The following is a 17,343-nucleotide window of genomic DNA, read 5'->3' as shown; positions in this document are numbered from 1 at the left end:
TGAGAATCTACCAATTATTATCAATATCAGTTAATACAATAACTTGTGGAAAATCATTTTCAATTTCTTTAATTGTTGTTGGAGTAACTTTTACCGAATTTATAGTTTTTTCAAACTTCAATAGTCCTTTTTGCTTATTATAAAATAAACCAAATTCCTCATCTTCTTCGGTTTCAACAAAGCCCAATAGAAAAGTTGTATCTAAATTCAAATCCTCATCTAAAGCAATATTTCGAATATCTTGCCAATCTGTTAATAAAAGATTAGTTAATTCTTTTACTTCTTGTTTATATAAATTAATATCTATCATATTATTTATTTTTTAATGGTGTGTATACTTGATGGATTAAAATCTCCATGCTGCATACATTTTGGCATTTACTACATATTCCCCTTACTTAAACGTTCAATTTCACAATTTAATTCATGATCGCAATAAATGCCATATCGAATATTCCCGTTGAATATACACCCCTCATTAGAAATCTTCAAAACACGATTTCACCAACAACAGCCACTAAATAAAAATAAACGTATCCATATCTCCATATTTTTTACACCAAAAATCAGCCCATAGATGGTAGGTTGCATCACTTGAGTAGGCTTTTAATTGTTGTAACCGCTCACCTACTTCTTTAGGCGTAAATCCAGGGCCATTAATAGTAAGCCAGGCTTTATCATATTCGTTATTACTGACATATTTATCAAACAATTGGTGTTTGTTTGTCTCGGGTTTAAGCCATTCTGGAATATACTCAGCTGGCTTAAAATTAGGTTTCTTTTTGAACCAACTAAAACTATCTTTTGGGGATTCGTAACCGATCCATTCTTTTTGGAAAATTTCAAAAAAAGAAGCATTATTTAAATTACGCTCTATTAGAATTTCATTATTGCTAGGATGAGCACCTTTGTAAGAGTTTTCGGTTTGAATACAATTTAAAGGTGGGTCCGAAATAAAAGAAGGTAAATAACACTCGGTATTATGTTGTTTTTTATCAGTTAAGTTTTTAAATACAGTTAACTGATTTTCAGACAATCCCAGTTCTTTTGCTTTATCTAGCACCTCATTGTTAATAATGGAACGATGCTGGTTCGTAAATTGTTCAAAAAATAAGGCCTCTATATATTGGTTTTGATTTATCGATGATTCTCCTAATTGAAAACTATTCCCAAAGTCCATAAATCCAAACGACATAACTCTATCTGTAAACCAATGTTTAATAATCCCATCAGCAATCGGGGTCGAATTATAATCAATAATAATTGGAATAAATAACGGTGGATAGGGGAATCCACTTTTATCATTTCCGTCTATTGCCCCATAATATTCCCAACTACTAAACTCATCAAATGGCCTAATAACCCCAAAAGACAGGTCAATGATCCTTTTATCTATACCTAATTGGTTTAAAATTTCTTCCATACGTAAATCTTTAATCATTATCGTCTATCGGACGAGGTTTATATTCATAGAGCGGTTTTTCATGTATCGGACTTACAGGGGTATTATAAGGATGAGGGCCTGTACTCGTTTCCCTATGGATATCTCTATGTTGATTTGTAGTAGGTGTTGTGGGCTCAGTTGGATAAAGGTTTTTGGAATCTAATGCATTATCCGAATATTTCTCAATAGGCCAATTGTTATGATGTACCTGACCTGAAGGCACCTGTGTCCCATTTTGTGCTGCCAACCTCCTAAATTCTTGTTCAACATAGCTAAACGCCTCTCTTTCATAAGAGATATTTCTACTCCTCCCAGGAATCCTTCCACGCATACCACTTTCGTATCTGGTAAGAGGATTTTCATTGCCTGTATTTCTAATATTTTCTTTCGCTTGATCCCAAAGGGCTCTCCAAACAGGGTTATCATATATTGAACTTAACCCTCGTAATTCTAACGTTATTCTTTCAAAAAGTACGCCTTTGGTCAAGGCATTATATTTTTGAATTGATTGTTTCATTACTCCAGTTGCAATATTCGGGTTTGTTTTTGCACTAGCGATCATAGCTCTCATTCCCATCGCTGATAGCCCCATATAGTATAAATCAGTGAGCATTGCCCCACCTCCGTGCCCATTGGTATCGGCAGTATTTGCAGCATAGCTACCTGTATAATACCCGTTATTTACACGTTGGTAAAAGTTAACGAAAGGCTGTTCAAATATTGTCAATCCGCTAACTGCTTCATCGCCGCTCTCAGATAAACTTTTGCCATTACGCAGCATCCCTTCAAATACAACTTGATCCCCAACTGCCATAGCTCTGGAACTGACTTGTAAGGTTAAAAAATTAGCTAATGCGGTTTTCACCGAAGCAGATGCTGTTCCACCAAATGCTTTCACAAAACTACCTCCGGCTCCAGCTAGCTTACCCCACATAAAACCTTCAAAGACAGCCCATGTGGTATTCCGGGCTGTATAAGCAGCAGCACTCCAAAAACCTGTTATGCCTGGAGCATAAGTTATTACCCCACCTATCGGGCAGGTCATTTGTGATGCGGCAGTTAAAGAATAAGCATCTATACTGCCAAAGCTCCTTTTTGTATTATAGTTTGTCCACTTTCGAAAAGGAGCTGCCAGACCACCACACATAGCCATACTTGCAGCTACGGCTACAGCAGCCAGCGCAACTAACGCGGCACCCCCAGTTACAATTCCAGCAGCTGCAATAGCAGCTGCCAAAACGATTGTCCATTTGCAACAAAAATCGCCAAGACTAGTAGTCGCCTTGCCTGTGCTCACTAAGTAATAATACCCTTCGCTGGTTTTTGCCACACTTTGTGGACTACTCATTTTTGCAGGAGCTAAGCCTGAAGAACAGGTTAAATAATGATTAGTATGAAGTGTCTGTATACCAGTTATCGTTTCGTTATCTTGCTCACTCATATATGGCTATGTTATAATTTATTTCTGAGTTTAAATCATTCGAAACATATTCTTTGAATGTAATTAAAGCTTTCTTTATATGGCCTATATTTTTATCCATCCTGTATTGGCCATCATATTGATATACAGGATTTATTTGATCAATCGAAATGAATGGAAATCCACCATAGGCCTTTTCTAGCTCATCTTTTTTAAGTGTAGGATTATTGGATTTAAAAGTAATAATTCTATCATCAACATCATCAATCCATGACTTGGATTCTACTATTTCGAATGGTATTTCAGTTGTTCCGAATACATTCTTTTTTTTAAATTTCACGTTTAACGGAATTTTTTTCCCGAATATTAAACCAAAGTAAAATTCAAAAAATTCTAAGGAATTTATCATTGTGTTTAAGGCTTCCTCATTGTTGAAGTTTTCATCTTGTAATGCAAAGAGCTCATTTAAAGAAGTCATGTTTTTATTGTAGGCAATGCTCTCTTTTTTTACCGAATTCCATTTGTCATTGATAATGTCCTTATTGGTGATTTTATTTATTTTACCTTCAAAGTTTGATATGAAGGAAATTTCATTAAATGCTTTTTGCAATTGATTGACCAAATGATGAATTTCTGTAAATCCTTCATTATTTGTCTCAACCATTGTATTATCAAGTGTTATAAATTCGATCAGGTATCCATCATCAAATATCTCTTTTAGTTCTATTAACCATCTGATTTCAACTTTGCTTTCACTCAAGATACCACCTATCGATAATTTACTAGTAATCGTGAAAAGATATTTTTTCTTAAATGTTTGATTAAAATATGCAGGAGCGTTCATCTATTTAGTATTTAATTTTTTTGAATAGGTATATTAATTGATAAAAACATCTCCACCATCCCAAGTCCCTTTTCCTTTAATAGAATTGTTTGTGCTCTTTATCGTATTTGTTCCCGGTGTATCTAAGGTAATACCTTTACTATTAATCGTTAGTACAGATTCTCCCACTTTTATTTTGATTTCAGTTTTAGCATCGATTAATAAATTTCCTTCCTTATCTAATTTAATTATACTTTGACCTTCTCCTACATTAATGGTTTTAGAGTTTGCGGCATTAGTTATTGCATTTCCGGCCCCGTCAAAGTATAAATTTGCACTTCCTTTATCCATTAAATTTATGCTGCCATCATTATCATTTAACAGCAATTTATTACCACTTCTGGTTGCAATACTTTTTAAATGGTTCTCATCTGAACCGCCAGATCCATTTTTACCATGGAATACCGATCCAAATACAATTGGACGGGCAACGTTGCCCTCTTCAAAACCAATCACTACCTGATCTCCTTTTTCCGGTACGAACGCAAAGCCACGGTTCTTACTAACTTTATCACTGCTACCAGCATCAGGAGTAATTACCCTCAGCCATTCGGTTACATCATTGTTTTTGCATTCCCATTTAAACTTCACTTTAATCCTGCCATTTCCCTGTGGGTCGGCATTATCTATCACATCAGCCAGTTGCATATCCGGGTTAGGTTTATCATAATTTTTTACCAGAATCCGTTCGGTGGTGGAAACTACTCCTTCAAAAGTATTGTGGTACTTGCCCGTTCCATCCAGGTTATGGGTAATGCTGGTAATTAAAAACCGCCCCAGGCTTTCGGTTGCAAAAGAAATCTCCTGCCTAATGCTCATGGTAATTTCTGCCAGGGTTCCGATACCAAGTTCGGCATTATCGCCACTAGCACTCACCTTTAGCAATTCGCTAATGTGTGCCTTTTCTTCATTCTCTACATGGCTTTTAATGTCGATACCATTATCTACCCTGATCATAGAGGGCTGGTTAAAGGTTTTGCTGTACATTAAATTTGAAGCCTTGATGGCATGGGCCAGATCAGGATTTCCGTCAGTTTTTCCACTGCTTTCACTCTGCAGCATTTCATCCTGTTTGGGATTATAGGCAAAACGTTTGTTTTTAATGGGTGCAACTTCCATGGCATATTGCAGGTTATGTACATCGCGACCATAAAATAAGGCAATGTCTTTCTGTACATTGGGTTTACCAAAATTGAGTTGCTGCCCATCATAATACAGCCATTCGTGGTATTCTCCTGACAGGCGGTTTAAAAATTTCCAGTCGCTTTCTTTGTATTGTATCAAATAATCGATGTTTGATTTACGGCTGGCATTGGCTACAATTTTTAAATCATTTGTCGGCGTATCATTGGTGGCCATTTTTACAATAGTATCCAAATCTTTGTCCAGATAGGAACCCAAATCTTCGCCCCGGTCTATTAATATAGTAGGACTGTATCCGCTTACAATTAATATACCATGGTAACCGTGGCTTTGTGCCAACTCTACCCGGGTAACAAGCCCCGAAAAATACTGGAGATGCTCTGGCGAATAACCAAAAGATACAGTTAAGGTTTTACCTACAAAATCACGGCTATCATCAAGGCTGATTAAGCCAGGTGCCCCCATCTGATCGTGGTTAAAGCGCAATTCGAAATAATGGTGACTATTAAATGCCTGTTGCAGGCTGAAGCTGGCGAAATGAGTAATGGCCTTATCTTCTATGTTGATTTCGGTGATGAGTTTCTGTTCCATGTTGTTTCAAGCTTGGCCGCAACAAATGATGAGAAAACCTCAATTTATTGCTGTGCCTTTTACCAATGTAAAGTGAAATAAGATTCATTTCATTTGCATGTGAGATTCTATATAAAGTCCAATACCCAACTGCTGAAAGTTGAGAAAAATGTGTACTTAAGGATGCAATATCTGGTTAACGGGGATATGAGCAGCGTGTTAACTTAGATCAGCCTGATCAATAAATAAAATCAGATTTACAAACTAAAAGCGACTGGCATAACCAGCCACTTTTAGCTTATGATATTTTTAAATTATGCTTTCGGCCAATCATTTTCATGTTCTGCATTACCTAGTTTCAGTTTTCTGGCTGAAACCACGAAAGTAAGCGTCATTGGGGTATTGTCATTTACGGCAATACCTTCGCTATATTGAACGATATAACCATCTTCGAAAGTTAGTTCCTTCATCTTTGAATCTTCCTCACCTTTTTTGAAGACAATACTTCCTGCCTGTGGCTTGTACTGGTTATTAACCATAGATTCGATTACCGAAGTATCTTCGGTAGATTCTATTTCAATATTAATAGTTCCACCATATACACCCGATGATGGGCGACCTTTTGCATCAACATCCCTGTTTAATGAGAAACTGCATTGTAATACATCAAATTCCTTTGAACCTAATGTTAATCTGGTTTTAAATGCCATTGTAGTGAAGTTTAAATGTTTTTAAATGAATGAATTGCGTGGAGCGGTTGGCGTGGAGCATGGCGTTTTAAACCTTACACCTTCAACCTTTCTACCCTCAACCTTTCTCTAGGCTTTTGGCCAGTCGTTTAGATGCTCTGCATTTCCGAGTTTCAGCTTTCTTGCTGAGATCTGGAATTTAAGCGTCATCGGATGATCGCCAACAATGTTGATTCCTTCGGAATACTTAACAATGTAGCCATCTTCAAAATCCACTTCTTTCATTTTGGCATCTTCTTCAGATTTCTTGATCAGAAGGGTTCCTGTAATAGGTTTGTACTGGTTGTTAACCATCGCCTCGATTATTGAGGTGTCTTCGGTTGACTCGATCTCAATATCAATGGTTCCACCGTAAACTCCGGAAGAAGGTCTTCCTTTAGCGTCCACATCGCGGTTTAACGCATACGCACAATGAAGTACATCGTACTCCTTGCCCGAAAAATTCAATCTAGCTTTGAAAGCCATAATATTTAAATTTAAGGGTTAAAAAATAAGTTATTGCAGCCTCTGCTACATAAACCTTAAACCAAATATCAAGCCAATCATTATCTATGTTACTCATATATAACACCTAAAGCCAAATTTGATTCTATAACAATGAACCTAGACGCACCTGAATGCAGATTTTGATGAAAAAATAATCTGTATTTTATTTAAAATTATTTCTGTATCATTTATACTATAACGATTGATATTAAAAACAGTGTAGACATTTAGGTCGCTATGTAGCTTTATTCTACATTATCATTTCATAATTACTTATAATACCGATGTTCAGCTCATGAAAAAAAAGACAGAAACAAATAATCTGTTTTCCATCCAGATATTAAAACAATGGCAGCTTAAAAATGATGGGACAGACAGGGCATTTACCAGATAAATTCAAGGGCTCCGGCCAGACCGCTATATGTTTTTTATTTACGCGCAATTACCCGATCGATTTTTTGGGTATGTTATCTCCGGATAAAAATGGTTATTTTTGCCCGGTGAGAAATGTTTGGATATACCTGATGGTCTTTCTTTATTCTTTTAGTAATCCCGGAACGATGGAATTACTAAAGGCGCCATATATCGCGATCCATTTCCTCGAACACCGTGCCCTGAACCATAAGATTAGCTTTGCAGACTTTATTGCCATGCACTACCTTGGGAAGGATATCAGGGATAATGATGCCGACAAGGACCTCAAACTGCCTTTCAAAAAGATTATTCATGGCTCCCATCAAACGCTTTTCCAGCATCCGGTAAAAGCAAATCTGCCTTTGGCAGCAATAAGTGTACATCCTGTATCAGGTTTTCCATATGATGATGAACTCGCTTTTGCCTCATCGATTAAACTTTTCAGGCCACCGAAACCTGAAGCCACGCTATTCAGTTAATCGTTTATCAATTTCGTACTAAGCTTAGCTATGCACCTGGGTGTATTTCTGTTTTGTAATTTATCTTAAATTTCTATGGAGCCTTTAAAAAGAAGCTCATCTGCGGAGGCTATCCGCACCACCCAGTTGGGCATTATCATCAGTATTGTGCTGATTTTTGTAAAAGGGATCTCTGGCCACCTGGGCCAGTCTTATGCACTTATTGCCGATGCCACCGAGTCTGGTGCAGATGTAATCAGTTCAGGGCTGCTCTGGATTGCACTTAAATATGCACAGCGGCCACCTGATAAAGGCCATCCATACGGACATGGTAAGGCTGAACCCGTGGCAGCCATCCTTATCGGATTTTTTCTGCTTGCAGCTGCAGGTTGGATCGCCTACCATTCGGTTGAATTCATTCGCACACCGCATCATATTCCCAAGAAATATACCCTTATTGTACTTGGGATTGTTGTTTTGACAAAAGAGTTCCTCTTTCGCTATGTCTATTCGATTGGCAAGAGATTAGGCAGCCAAGCGGTAATTGCCGATGCCTACCACCATAGGAGTGATGCAATCACTTCAATTGCTGCATTCATCGGGATTTCTTTAGCCATTTTCTTGGGAAAAGGTTATGAAGGTCTTGATGACTGGGCAGCACTGATCGCCTGCCTTTTTATCATCTATAACGCTTTTAAGATCATCCGCCCTGCCTTCGAGGAGATTATGGATAAGGCGCCTGCTGATGAACTCGTTTCGGCAATCAGTCATATTGCTTCTCTGCATATAGAAGTGAAAAGAGTGGAGAAGTGTTTTGTAAGAAAAATGGGCCTTGACTATTATGTAGATATGCATATCGAGGTGGATGGCAATATCAATGTGTTCCATGCCCATTCTGTCGCCCATCAGGTTAAAGATGAGCTTCTGGCATCAGATCTGTACATCAAAGATGCGCTAATTCATGTTGAACCTTATGATTTATAAATTGTTATGAGAGAAAAAAGATTTAATCTGGCCAGCCGTGTGATACACTGGGCCATTGCCTTTGCCATAATGTTCTTGCTTTTAACTGTTTTTTTAAGGCTTGGATGGATGAATAAAGATGCTATGGGAGAGATTTTGAGGCAGGCGCTCCTGAAAAAAGGAATTCAGCTTTCAGAAACTGATGCTGCTGCAATCGGGAAAGAAATCCGCAAGCCGATGTGGCGCTATCATGTCATTACCGGGTATGTTCTGATAGGTTTATATTTGATTCGGATGGGCATTACTTTTATTCAGGGAATTGCTTTCAAAAATCCTTTTTCAAAACAAACCTCTCCTAAAGATAAGTTCAAGTCATGGCTCTACATTATTTTTTATGTTCTTTTTGCTACCTCACTCTTTACCGGTTTTATGGTGGTAAATGGCCCGAAGGAAACAAAGGAAATTATGGAGGCCATCCATGTAAAATCGCTTTATTATATGCTTTCCTTCATCGTTCTGCATATCGGTGGTGTTCTTCTTGCTGATATCGGCGGTGAGCCGGGCATAGTGTCAAAAATGATAAGAGGGAATTTTAATATTAAGAATGAGGACGTCGCTCAGGGGCCTGATCATAATGATTAGGTAAACCGCAGTCCAGGCAATTTCTGTTACCTGGATCTTTTGCTATGCAACCTTGAACCGATTTTTTATCTTATTTTTAATAGTCTTCCCATAATGTTATGGATTCGGCGACAGAAGGTCAAATAAAATGGCTTTTTTACCAGGCTACGATGTTCCTCTATCGACAGGCAGACTAAAGTAAAATACAGATCCCTTTTCCGGCTTGCTTTCAAGCCAAATCCGGCCACCATGGTACTTCACAATTTCTGCACTTAAATATAAGCCTATTCCAAAACCTGATACATATTGGGTTTGACTGCTTTCTACCCGGTAGTATCTTTCAAAGATTTTTTCCGCATCCTGTTCGCTGATGCCGATACCTTCATCGCTTACACTAACAATGAGCTCATTTTCGCTTAGCATACCGGCGATACGTATTGTGGATGACAGGGGTGAATACTTAACAGCGTTATTCAGTAGATTGGCGATAACCGAATGGATTTTATTATGATCGGCAAATACATCGACCGCTTCACAATGCTCGAATACAATACTATGGTTTGGGGAAATTACCGCAAGCTCTTCAACCGTTTCCCGGATCAACTCTTTAATATCAAAACGGGTTTTTTCAATGCTGATCTTTCCGGATTCCAGCCTCGAGATGTTCAGGAAACCATTTATCATTGCGCTCATGCGTGTTATTTGGGCATTCGCCTTAGCCATTGCACCCTTCAAAAATGTATCGTCGCTGTTTTTGAGCTTTCTTTCAGCAATCTGTATGATGCCGAAAAGTGAAGTCAAAGGGGTTTTGAGCTCATGGCTAACCATCCCGATGAAATCATTTTTGCGGATTTCGTCCATTTTCTGCTCGGTGATATCTGCCATTACCCCTGTGATATATTTGCCGTGCTTTTCATCAGCTACAAATTTACCTAAGGAGCGTACCCAACGTTGTTTTCCATCATGGAAGCCGACTACCGGGTACTCGATTTTAAAATCAGCTCCATCTTTAAACGAAGCGGCAACCGCATCTCCTACCAATTGTCTGTATTCGGGCAATATCTGTCTAACGGCATCATCGAAGGTAATTTCCTCCTCATTTTTAAAACCAAAAAGTTCGTTGAATCTGGCTGAGGCGGAAATAATCCCCAGTTTTTCATTCATATACCAGGTAGCCAACTCAGCCGACTGAACGGCCATCCTCAAACCCTCTTCAGCTTCTTCTATCCTTTTGGTGGCGAGATACTGATCTGTAATTTCCATCACCACACCCGTAAAAGCGGAAAAGGTGCCTGAGGGATCGGCCTTTAGATTGCCAATGGCCCTTAGCCAACGCAGTTTGTTGTCGTGAAGACCGATTACCGGGTAGGTAACATCATAATCCCCATTGTTGTAAATGGCATTTTCCAGTTTTGCCGCTACTATCGGGCGGAATTCTTCTGTAATTTGTGCGAGTGCCTGCTCAATGGATAGCGGCTCTTCAGGATAGTAGCCAAACAATTCCTTTAACCGTGCATCAGTTATGAATTCCCTGGTTCCGGAATGGATAAACCAGGTTCCGAAGTTAGCAGCATTGATCGCAAGACGAAGTGCTGTTCTGCTTTCCTCAATTGTTTGGTGGGCTGAAACCAACTCCTGATTAACCTGGGCAAGCTCTTCGTTAGTAGCCATCAATTCTTCGTTGGAAGATGCCATTTCTTCATTAATGGTAGCAAACTCTTCGTTTAATTCCTGTAAATCTTCAGCGTTCTTTTTCAGTTGTTGCTCAAATCTGTACCGCTCAGTTACATCACGTGTCGTTCCCGAAACGGCCTCTACCTCGCCCTTCTCATTGAAAACGGGTGTCAGAATATAGTCGTATATGCGTTTTCCCAAAGTTGAATGGGGAAAAGATACCTCGCCACGAATTTGCTCACCAGTATTTCTTATCAGGTCTATTTCCTTTTGGTGCATCTCGGCGTGCCACGGCTCGTATCCGTTCTCGATCAGGCCTTTTCCGATAGCATTCTCCCAACTCTTACCCCACATGTTAAGCAGTGCATTATTGGCATAAGTAAACCGGTACTCCAGGTCAAATACGTACATCAGATCAGGCGTGCCGGAGGTGATGGTTTCGTATAATCTTTTTTGTTGCTCCAGCTCTTCCCTGGACTTACTCAAAGCTTCTTCAGCTGTTTTGCGTTCTGTGATATCGCTGGCGGTTCCGAACCATTCTACAATTTCTCCATTGGCGTCCAGTATGGGAACCGCGCGGGAAAAGGTCCATCCTACGCTACCATCAGCACGCAGAACGCGGTGCTCTGCCTGGAATGTTCCTTTAAGTGCAATTGCATTAGCAATTTTCTCTTTAACCTTTTTGCGGTCTTCCGGGTAAACGTTCAAAGACATCCAATCAGTCGTTGGTCTGGCCGCGTCCTTTAGAAATCCTCGTCCCTCAAGTTGACGCATCTCGTTCCAGTCTGCACTCATATTGTAGATAACATCAGAGGTTGCAGCAATCAATGCCCTGAAACGGGCAAGGTCAGCCGCTGCATCTGCGTTGTTAAGGTCTGATTTATCCTGATGTTCACTCATGTTGGTCGCTAAAGGAGATGGCTTAAAAACACGAAATTTAAGAATTTATTTTGAAAGCTGAAACCTTGCTTTCTCTGATGCCTAATTGACAGCAATCTAATCCTTTTCAGGGTTGATGAAATTAGGCTCACTGAATTACTGAAAACAAACTGTTATTGCAACTCTTCCTCCAACGCAAGATACAATTGATATAATTAAGGAATTAGATCTGACAGTAAAACTTGTTAGAAATGTATTGCTACATTTCCCCTTATTTAATACGTGGGATGAAATTTATTCTTTTATCTTCCAAATGGATAAAACAGAGCCTGTTTTCATAAAATTTGAATTTTAATGTAAGAAATTAAAGTTATGGTCTACTAAAGAAGAAAAGACCCGGTTATGAAAAAAGCAATTTTGATTTTTACCTTTATTTTAGTCTCGGCTATTTCTACACATGCGAACCGCTTGAACGAACCATTTACAGTACAGGTAAGTGGCAAAGGGCAAGCCATGATATTTATACCTGGTGCAACCTGCAGTGGTGAGGAATGGGAAAGTACAGTAGCGCATTACAATAAAAAATATGAGTGTCATGTTTTCACGCTCGCAGGATATGCAGGTGTTCCACCATTAAGTGGCGGCCCATATCTTAGCACTTTTAAATTAGCATTAATAAATTATATCAAAATCCATAAACTCAAAAACGTCATTCTCGTTGGACATTCCATTGGGGGCTTTCTTGCACTCAATATTGCAGCCGAAATGAAAGATGCATTAAGCATGGTTATCGTGATTGATGCGATGCCTTTTTATGCTGCAGCGATGAACCCCAATGCCCAAAGTGGTTTTAACGAGACACAGGCAAAAACATTGCTGGCGCAATACAATCAGATGAACGATGCACAGCTCAAAGCCTATCAGTTGAATGTTGCAAAAAGCCTGTGTGCAGATTCAACCAGATGGGATGCGATCGCGACATGGGGCGCAAACTCAGACCGGAAAACAATGGCTTATACTTTTACCGAAATGATGAGCGAGGACATTCAGGACAAAATTGCATCGATACATGTGCCGGTATTGGTACTTGCTGCTTTTAAAGAATCTCCCCAGTTTATTGGCTTTACGCGTGAGTATGTAAGCAGAACCTTTCAAAAGCAGTATGCTAAATGCAAAACCTGTACAATAAGGGTGAGCAACAATGCCAGGCATTTTATCATGTTTGATGAGCCAAACTGGATGTTAGCCGAAATGGATACTTTTATAACCAAATTATAAATAAAACTGTGCCAGAGAACAATCGCGATCAGCAGGGATACTTTAATGAGCTGGTTAAGGCCAATCATGCAAGCATTTACCGGATTTGCAGAGCTTATCTTTACGATATTTCTTATGCAGACGATCTGTATCAGGAAATACTTTTTCAGATCTGGAAGAGCATTCAGAATTTCAAAGGGAAATCAAAAGTGAGCACCTGGATATACCGGATTGCAGTGAATACTGCCATTGGTTTCAATTCCAAAAACAAGCGCCATGATTATCTGCCCATTCCTGATGCATTCCAAATTCCTGATATTGAACAAATTCCCGAAAAGATGGAACAGGAAGCAAAGCTGGAAAAACTCAGGTTCTGTATAAGTCAGCTTGCTGCTCAGGACCGCATCATCATTTCACTTGTACTCGAACAGAAAAGCTATAAAGAAATCGCCGAGATTACCGGTGCAAGTTTAACCAATACCGGTGTACGGATAAACCGGATTAAAGAACGTTTACTTAACCTCATGGAGAATAAAAAATGACAAATTTTCAGGAGCTTCAAAACAGCTGGCTATCGCAGCCGGTAGAAAACAATACCATAGACCATGCCGCTCATGTTGTCCAGGATAAATGGGAAAAACATCAGCGCAAACTGCGCAGATCTAATATCTGCATGAGTATTGGCTTTATCATTGCAGGTTCGGTAATTACCTGGGTATATTTCACCTACCACAACGAATACAACTGGCCTTTTGATATGAGCATTGCTTCGGCCTTTACCCTGATGGTTGTTTTTGCCGTCTTAAGCTGGAAAAGTTATGACTTCAAAAAAGATCAGCGTGATATTTCGGGTATTGAATACCTGAACAACCAGATTGGAAAACTCAAATGGCAGAAGAAAATGCTGACAAAATATATGTGGATATATTCTGTTTTGCTATATCTGGCGCTGGTTGGATACATTGTCGAAATCACAAAAAGAGGAAGTTTACTTTTTACCCTGACAGCCCTGGCCATCACTACCGCTTATATTGCAGCAGTCTCTTTATGGAACAGATTTTATAAACAAAAAAAACAGCTAAAAATGATCGACGACCTTATTAAAGATTTTGAGCAGATGCGAAGCGGAATTGAATAAACATCTATAAGTATCGATATTATTCGTTGAATATTAGAAGTCTTGTTACAGAAATGCATATTGAATGTATTGGAAAATTAATCGCTTTGAATTTAATGATCTGTGTATTGTTAGTGGCTAATTTATAAGCACCTAAATTTTGTTTTAATACTGAGGTTATTAAATACTAAAATTTTATATTTAGCACAAAACCACCACTACCAATACACAGTGTTATATCAAGCTTTACTATTCGATTGGAATGCAAAAATCAACAATTGCCTTTCTTTCCGGATGTTCATTAAAGTTGTTATGATAAACCTCAAATGGCTTTTTATCGGCTTTTTTATATCCATTTTCGTTCATCCATAAAAATAATCCCGTCCAGGATTTTTCGAATTCATTCAGACCAATTTCAAAACTGCCTACAATAAATTTTCCTTTTTGAATTGAAGTTTGCCCAATTTCGCCATTTACTTCAACTGGTTTATTTAGTAAGATTGCAGCACTCCTTCTTACTTTGCTGGCTTCTGTAACTTTAAAACTGTCGTGGTAAATTGTAACCATTTTAGTTTGCTCATTAATCAAACCTTGAGGTGTAGCCCATTTCATTAATGTTTGATAAGCAGATTCAAGGTTCTGTGTTCCAATACTTGATACATAAGCCAAATCCATTTTTGGCATTTCTTTAATTTCAATTTTTGCATTCATTTTTATCCATTTTTTAAGGTTATCAATGATGCAAATGTATTTTTCAAAATCGGGGTACTCTTGTCCGTTCTTGCTTTCAAGTTGACAAATCTTGCTATGTCTATTCGGATTTTGCAGTTTAAATTCTTTTGGACTTATTCCGAAATACTTTTTAAAAGCTCTTGAATATGAAGAATTGTCACTGAAACCGTATCGATGTGCTATTTCAGATGTTGTTATATTTTTATGCAACAGGGCTAAAGATGATTTTTCAATTTTCTGTCTGTTTACATATTCGTTTAATGTTTCACCTGTAATAAATTTGAAAATCCTATGAAAGTGGAAAGGTGAGAAAAAAGCAATCTCTGCAATTGTATTTAATGACAAATCAGCATCCAGGTTTTCATCAATAAATTCAAATACCCGGTTAATTCGATGTTGATAATCGGCCTGTATTTCTTGATTTGTGATGGTCATTTTTTTAAATGCTGTTCAGCTGGCTTATGTATAAAACTATCAGACATCTAAATTCAAATTGGAGAGGACACGTATTTAAACTTAGAGATTTTCTATACATCAAATCTAAAAAAATCCTACAACATTAAAATAGTGGCTTAATTATACCATATGCAAATGGCTTTTAAATCGTATACCCTTCCAAAAAACTCACAACCTTGCGCCCGGGGCATCCTTTGAAATACTTATTCCTCAACTCCCATCCTCATTCGGCCAACCGGAAGCAAAGAAATTTCGAAGCTTATTTCTATCACCCAAAACAGAATAATAAACCGAACATAGCATAATACTGGCTAAACTTTGATTTAACATTACAAAAGTAGCTTTGCGATATTAATTATATTCCTGATGGATATGCCAGAAGCTTACGATGACCAAGAGCTTTTCCGCCGGTTATGCCGTGGTGAAAAGGATGCTTTTGATGATATCTATAATGCCTACTGGCAAAAGTTGTTTCTCTATGTAGTAAAAGTTATCCGCGATAAGGAAGCCGCAGAAGATATTGTTCAGGAAATATTTATTTCCTTGTGGTCAAGAAGGGAAGAAATAGCTGATCAGCGCACGCTTAGTGGTTATCTTTTTACCGCAGCACGTTTTAAAGGGATCAACTTTGTACAGGATCAGCTCAAAAAAGGAAAACATGAGGAAAATTTAATCAGTTACTTCAATTCCAGGCAACAACATTCCGCAACTGATGTAATTGAGGCGAAGGAGCTCGATTCGCTCATCAATATTGAATTGGAAAAGCTTCCCTCCAAAATGCGGCAGGTTTTTATGCTCAGCAGGCGGGAACAGCTTAGTCATAAGGAGATTTCAGATCGGTTGCAGATTTCTGATAAAACCGTAAAAAAGCAGATTAGCAATGTCTTAAAGCATTTTAGAACCGTGCTTAAATATGATTCTGTATTTAAAGTCTGTATTATATTTTATTCAATAATGTTCTAATTTTGAAAGATTTCGTACCCGCTTAACTGGATTTGAAAAAATATTTTGAAATATCTACTACCAACACCTACTTTTCCGGATATTATTAAATGATGGATTCAAAAGGCATTAACGAACTTCTTGAGCGTTACCGAAAGGGACACTGTACAGCTGATGAAAAGAAAGCTTTGGAGGAGTGGTTTGATGCAAAGGCCGAAAAAGGCAATTGGGAATGGAGCCAGCCTGAAGAGACCATCACCAAGCAGCGGATCAAAAGAAGCATCGATCAAAAATTGTTCGAACGTAAATCTCTATGGCCAATAGTCCGCATTGCAGCCATGTTGTTTATCACGCTGGGCAGCTTACTGATATTCCGAAACGATATTCGCGATTGGGCAGATCCTGTGGTGATTCTGGAAAAAACAGCGCTGGAAGGTGAACGCATAAAAATTTCATTGCCTGATGGTTCCATGGTTTGGTTAAACGGCGGAAGTAAGCTAACTTACCCAAATCGTTTTTCTAAAGCGAACCGCCAGGTCAACCTCGTAGAAGGTGAAGCCTATTTTGACATCAGCCATGATCCCTCCCATCCTTTTATAGTTACCTCAAAAAATATTAATACGCAGGTGCTCGGTACCGCATTCAATATAAAAGCCTATCGTTATCTCAGTAACCTGCAGGTTGCAGTAACCCGGGGAAAAGTTTGTGTTTCCAATAGCGCAGGAACGCGATCGGCAGTGTTACTACCCAATCAGCTGGTCACGGTAGATAGTCAAACTGGTGTTATGATACAACGTACTGTAGACGCTCAAACGGTTATCAGCTGGCAAAATGGCGATCTCTCCTTTAACAATGACCGGCTAGCAGACGTGTGTGCCGTGCTGTCCAAAAAATATAGGCTTCAGTTCCATTTCAGGCAAGCAGAAATTAAGGATTATCGCGTAACGGCGGGCTTTATATCAAACGAAAAGATAAGCGATATCTTAAGTATTTTGGCTAGTGCCAATGGCCTTTCTTATGAACAGCAAGACAGAATGGTAACTTTTAAAAAGCGACCCAGGTAACTGGCGACCTTTTCAGGCGCTTTTTACCATAAATAAAACAATTTTCAAATTTTTCTACTACCACTTGCAGA

General features: G+C 38.6%; 17 protein-coding genes. 8 read left to right on the top strand and 9 right to left on the bottom strand.

Going from position 1 to position 17,343, the window contains the following annotated elements; translation table 11 throughout:
• Positions 1 to 7: 7 nt before the first annotated feature.
• The 7 genes from BCL90_RS00760 to tssD (BCL90_RS00730) form a co-directional block, all read right to left on the bottom strand.
• Positions 8 to 310 (bottom strand): hypothetical protein, encoded by a 303-nt coding sequence (locus BCL90_RS00760; RefSeq protein ID WP_121282063.1) that lies wholly within the window; start codon positions 308 to 310, stop codon positions 8 to 10.
• Positions 311 to 517: 207 nt separating this feature from the next.
• On the bottom strand, positions 518 to 1,423 hold the full coding sequence (locus BCL90_RS00755; RefSeq protein ID WP_134380514.1) for a hypothetical protein: 906 nt from the start codon (positions 1,421 to 1,423) through the stop codon (positions 518 to 520).
• Positions 1,424 to 1,433: 10 nt separating this feature from the next.
• A complete protein-coding gene (locus BCL90_RS00750; protein ID WP_121282061.1) occupies positions 1,434 to 2,885 on the bottom strand; it encodes a hypothetical protein in 1,452 nt (483 codons plus the stop codon).
• Positions 2,878 to 3,708, bottom strand: a complete 831-nt coding sequence (locus BCL90_RS00745) for a hypothetical protein (RefSeq protein ID WP_121282060.1) — start codon at positions 3,706 to 3,708, stop codon at positions 2,878 to 2,880. The genes BCL90_RS00750 and BCL90_RS00745 overlap by 8 nt, the downstream gene beginning before the upstream one ends.
• Positions 3,709 to 3,741: 33 nt before the next feature.
• Positions 3,742 to 5,481, bottom strand: coding sequence for a type VI secretion system Vgr family protein (locus BCL90_RS00740; RefSeq protein WP_121282059.1), 1,740 nt, complete (start codon positions 5,479 to 5,481; stop codon positions 3,742 to 3,744).
• Between the two features lie 293 nt (positions 5,482 to 5,774).
• Positions 5,775 to 6,170, bottom strand: a complete 396-nt coding sequence (gene tssD, locus BCL90_RS00735; RefSeq protein ID WP_121282058.1) for a type VI secretion system tube protein TssD — start codon at positions 6,168 to 6,170, stop codon at positions 5,775 to 5,777.
• Positions 6,171 to 6,278: 108 nt separating this feature from the next.
• Positions 6,279 to 6,674, bottom strand: coding sequence for a type VI secretion system tube protein TssD (gene tssD, locus BCL90_RS00730; RefSeq protein ID WP_029288480.1), 396 nt, complete (start codon positions 6,672 to 6,674; stop codon positions 6,279 to 6,281).
• 383 nt (positions 6,675 to 7,057) lie between these two features.
• Here tssD (BCL90_RS00730) and BCL90_RS00725 point away from each other — a divergent pair, with 383 nt between their 5' ends.
• The 3 genes from BCL90_RS00725 (at position 7,058) to BCL90_RS00715 (ending at position 9,172) form a co-directional block, all read left to right on the top strand.
• Entirely contained in the window at positions 7,058 to 7,588 is a 531-nt protein-coding gene (locus BCL90_RS00725; protein ID WP_121282057.1) for a hypothetical protein, read from the top strand.
• 75 nt (positions 7,589 to 7,663) lie between these two features.
• The gene (locus BCL90_RS00720) at positions 7,664 to 8,551 is read left to right on the top strand and encodes a cation diffusion facilitator family transporter (protein WP_121282056.1); all 888 of its coding nucleotides are present in this window, start codon (positions 7,664 to 7,666) and stop codon (positions 8,549 to 8,551) included.
• Positions 8,552 to 8,557: 6 nt separating this feature from the next.
• Positions 8,558 to 9,172: a cytochrome b/b6 domain-containing protein gene (locus BCL90_RS00715; protein ID WP_121282055.1), complete on the top strand. Its 615-nt coding sequence runs from the start codon at positions 8,558 to 8,560 to the stop codon at positions 9,170 to 9,172.
• Positions 9,173 to 9,316: 144 nt separating this feature from the next.
• Here BCL90_RS00715 and BCL90_RS00710 read toward each other — a convergent pair whose 3' ends face one another.
• Positions 9,317 to 11,725, bottom strand: a complete 2,409-nt coding sequence (locus BCL90_RS00710; RefSeq protein WP_121282054.1) for a PAS domain-containing sensor histidine kinase — start codon at positions 11,723 to 11,725, stop codon at positions 9,317 to 9,319.
• Between the two features lie 381 nt (positions 11,726 to 12,106).
• Here BCL90_RS00710 and BCL90_RS00705 point away from each other — a divergent pair, with 381 nt between their 5' ends.
• The 3 genes from BCL90_RS00705 to BCL90_RS00695 are packed head-to-tail and all read left to right on the top strand — an operon-like array spanning position 12,107 to position 14,099.
• Positions 12,107 to 12,982 carry an alpha/beta fold hydrolase gene (locus BCL90_RS00705; protein WP_121282053.1) on the top strand — a complete coding sequence of 292 codons (876 nt, stop codon included), beginning with the start codon at positions 12,107 to 12,109 and terminating at the stop codon, positions 12,980 to 12,982.
• Between the two features lie 8 nt (positions 12,983 to 12,990).
• Positions 12,991 to 13,503, top strand: coding sequence for an RNA polymerase sigma factor (locus BCL90_RS00700; protein ID WP_165902714.1), 513 nt, complete (start codon positions 12,991 to 12,993; stop codon positions 13,501 to 13,503).
• Positions 13,500 to 14,099: a hypothetical protein gene (locus tag BCL90_RS00695; protein ID WP_121282051.1), complete on the top strand. Its 600-nt coding sequence runs from the start codon at positions 13,500 to 13,502 to the stop codon at positions 14,097 to 14,099. Before BCL90_RS00700 ends, BCL90_RS00695 begins: the two co-directional genes overlap by 4 nt.
• Positions 14,100 to 14,327: 228 nt before the next feature.
• Here the strand turns inward: BCL90_RS00695 and BCL90_RS00690 are convergent, their stop codons facing one another.
• Complete coding sequence (locus BCL90_RS00690) at positions 14,328 to 15,245, bottom strand: AraC family transcriptional regulator (protein WP_208529818.1); 918 nt, start codon at positions 15,243 to 15,245, stop codon at positions 14,328 to 14,330.
• A gap of 387 nt (positions 15,246 to 15,632) precedes the next feature.
• On the opposite strand from BCL90_RS00690, the gene BCL90_RS00685 reads away from it, so the two are divergent.
• Both BCL90_RS00685 and BCL90_RS00680 read left to right on the top strand, forming a co-directional pair.
• Positions 15,633 to 16,229, top strand: coding sequence for an RNA polymerase sigma-70 factor (locus BCL90_RS00685; RefSeq protein WP_121282050.1), 597 nt, complete (start codon positions 15,633 to 15,635; stop codon positions 16,227 to 16,229).
• A gap of 89 nt (positions 16,230 to 16,318) precedes the next feature.
• Positions 16,319 to 17,272 (top strand): FecR family protein, encoded by a 954-nt coding sequence (locus BCL90_RS00680; protein WP_121282049.1) that lies wholly within the window; start codon positions 16,319 to 16,321, stop codon positions 17,270 to 17,272.
• Positions 17,273 to 17,343: the final 71 nt, after the last annotated feature.

This window comes from Pedobacter alluvionis, from assembly GCF_003664035.1.
GTDB classification, from domain to species: domain Bacteria; phylum Bacteroidota; class Bacteroidia; order Sphingobacteriales; family Sphingobacteriaceae; genus Pedobacter; species Pedobacter alluvionis.
Note: the sequence above shows the minus strand (reverse complement) of the source record. Positions and strands in the feature narration are given on the sequence as shown.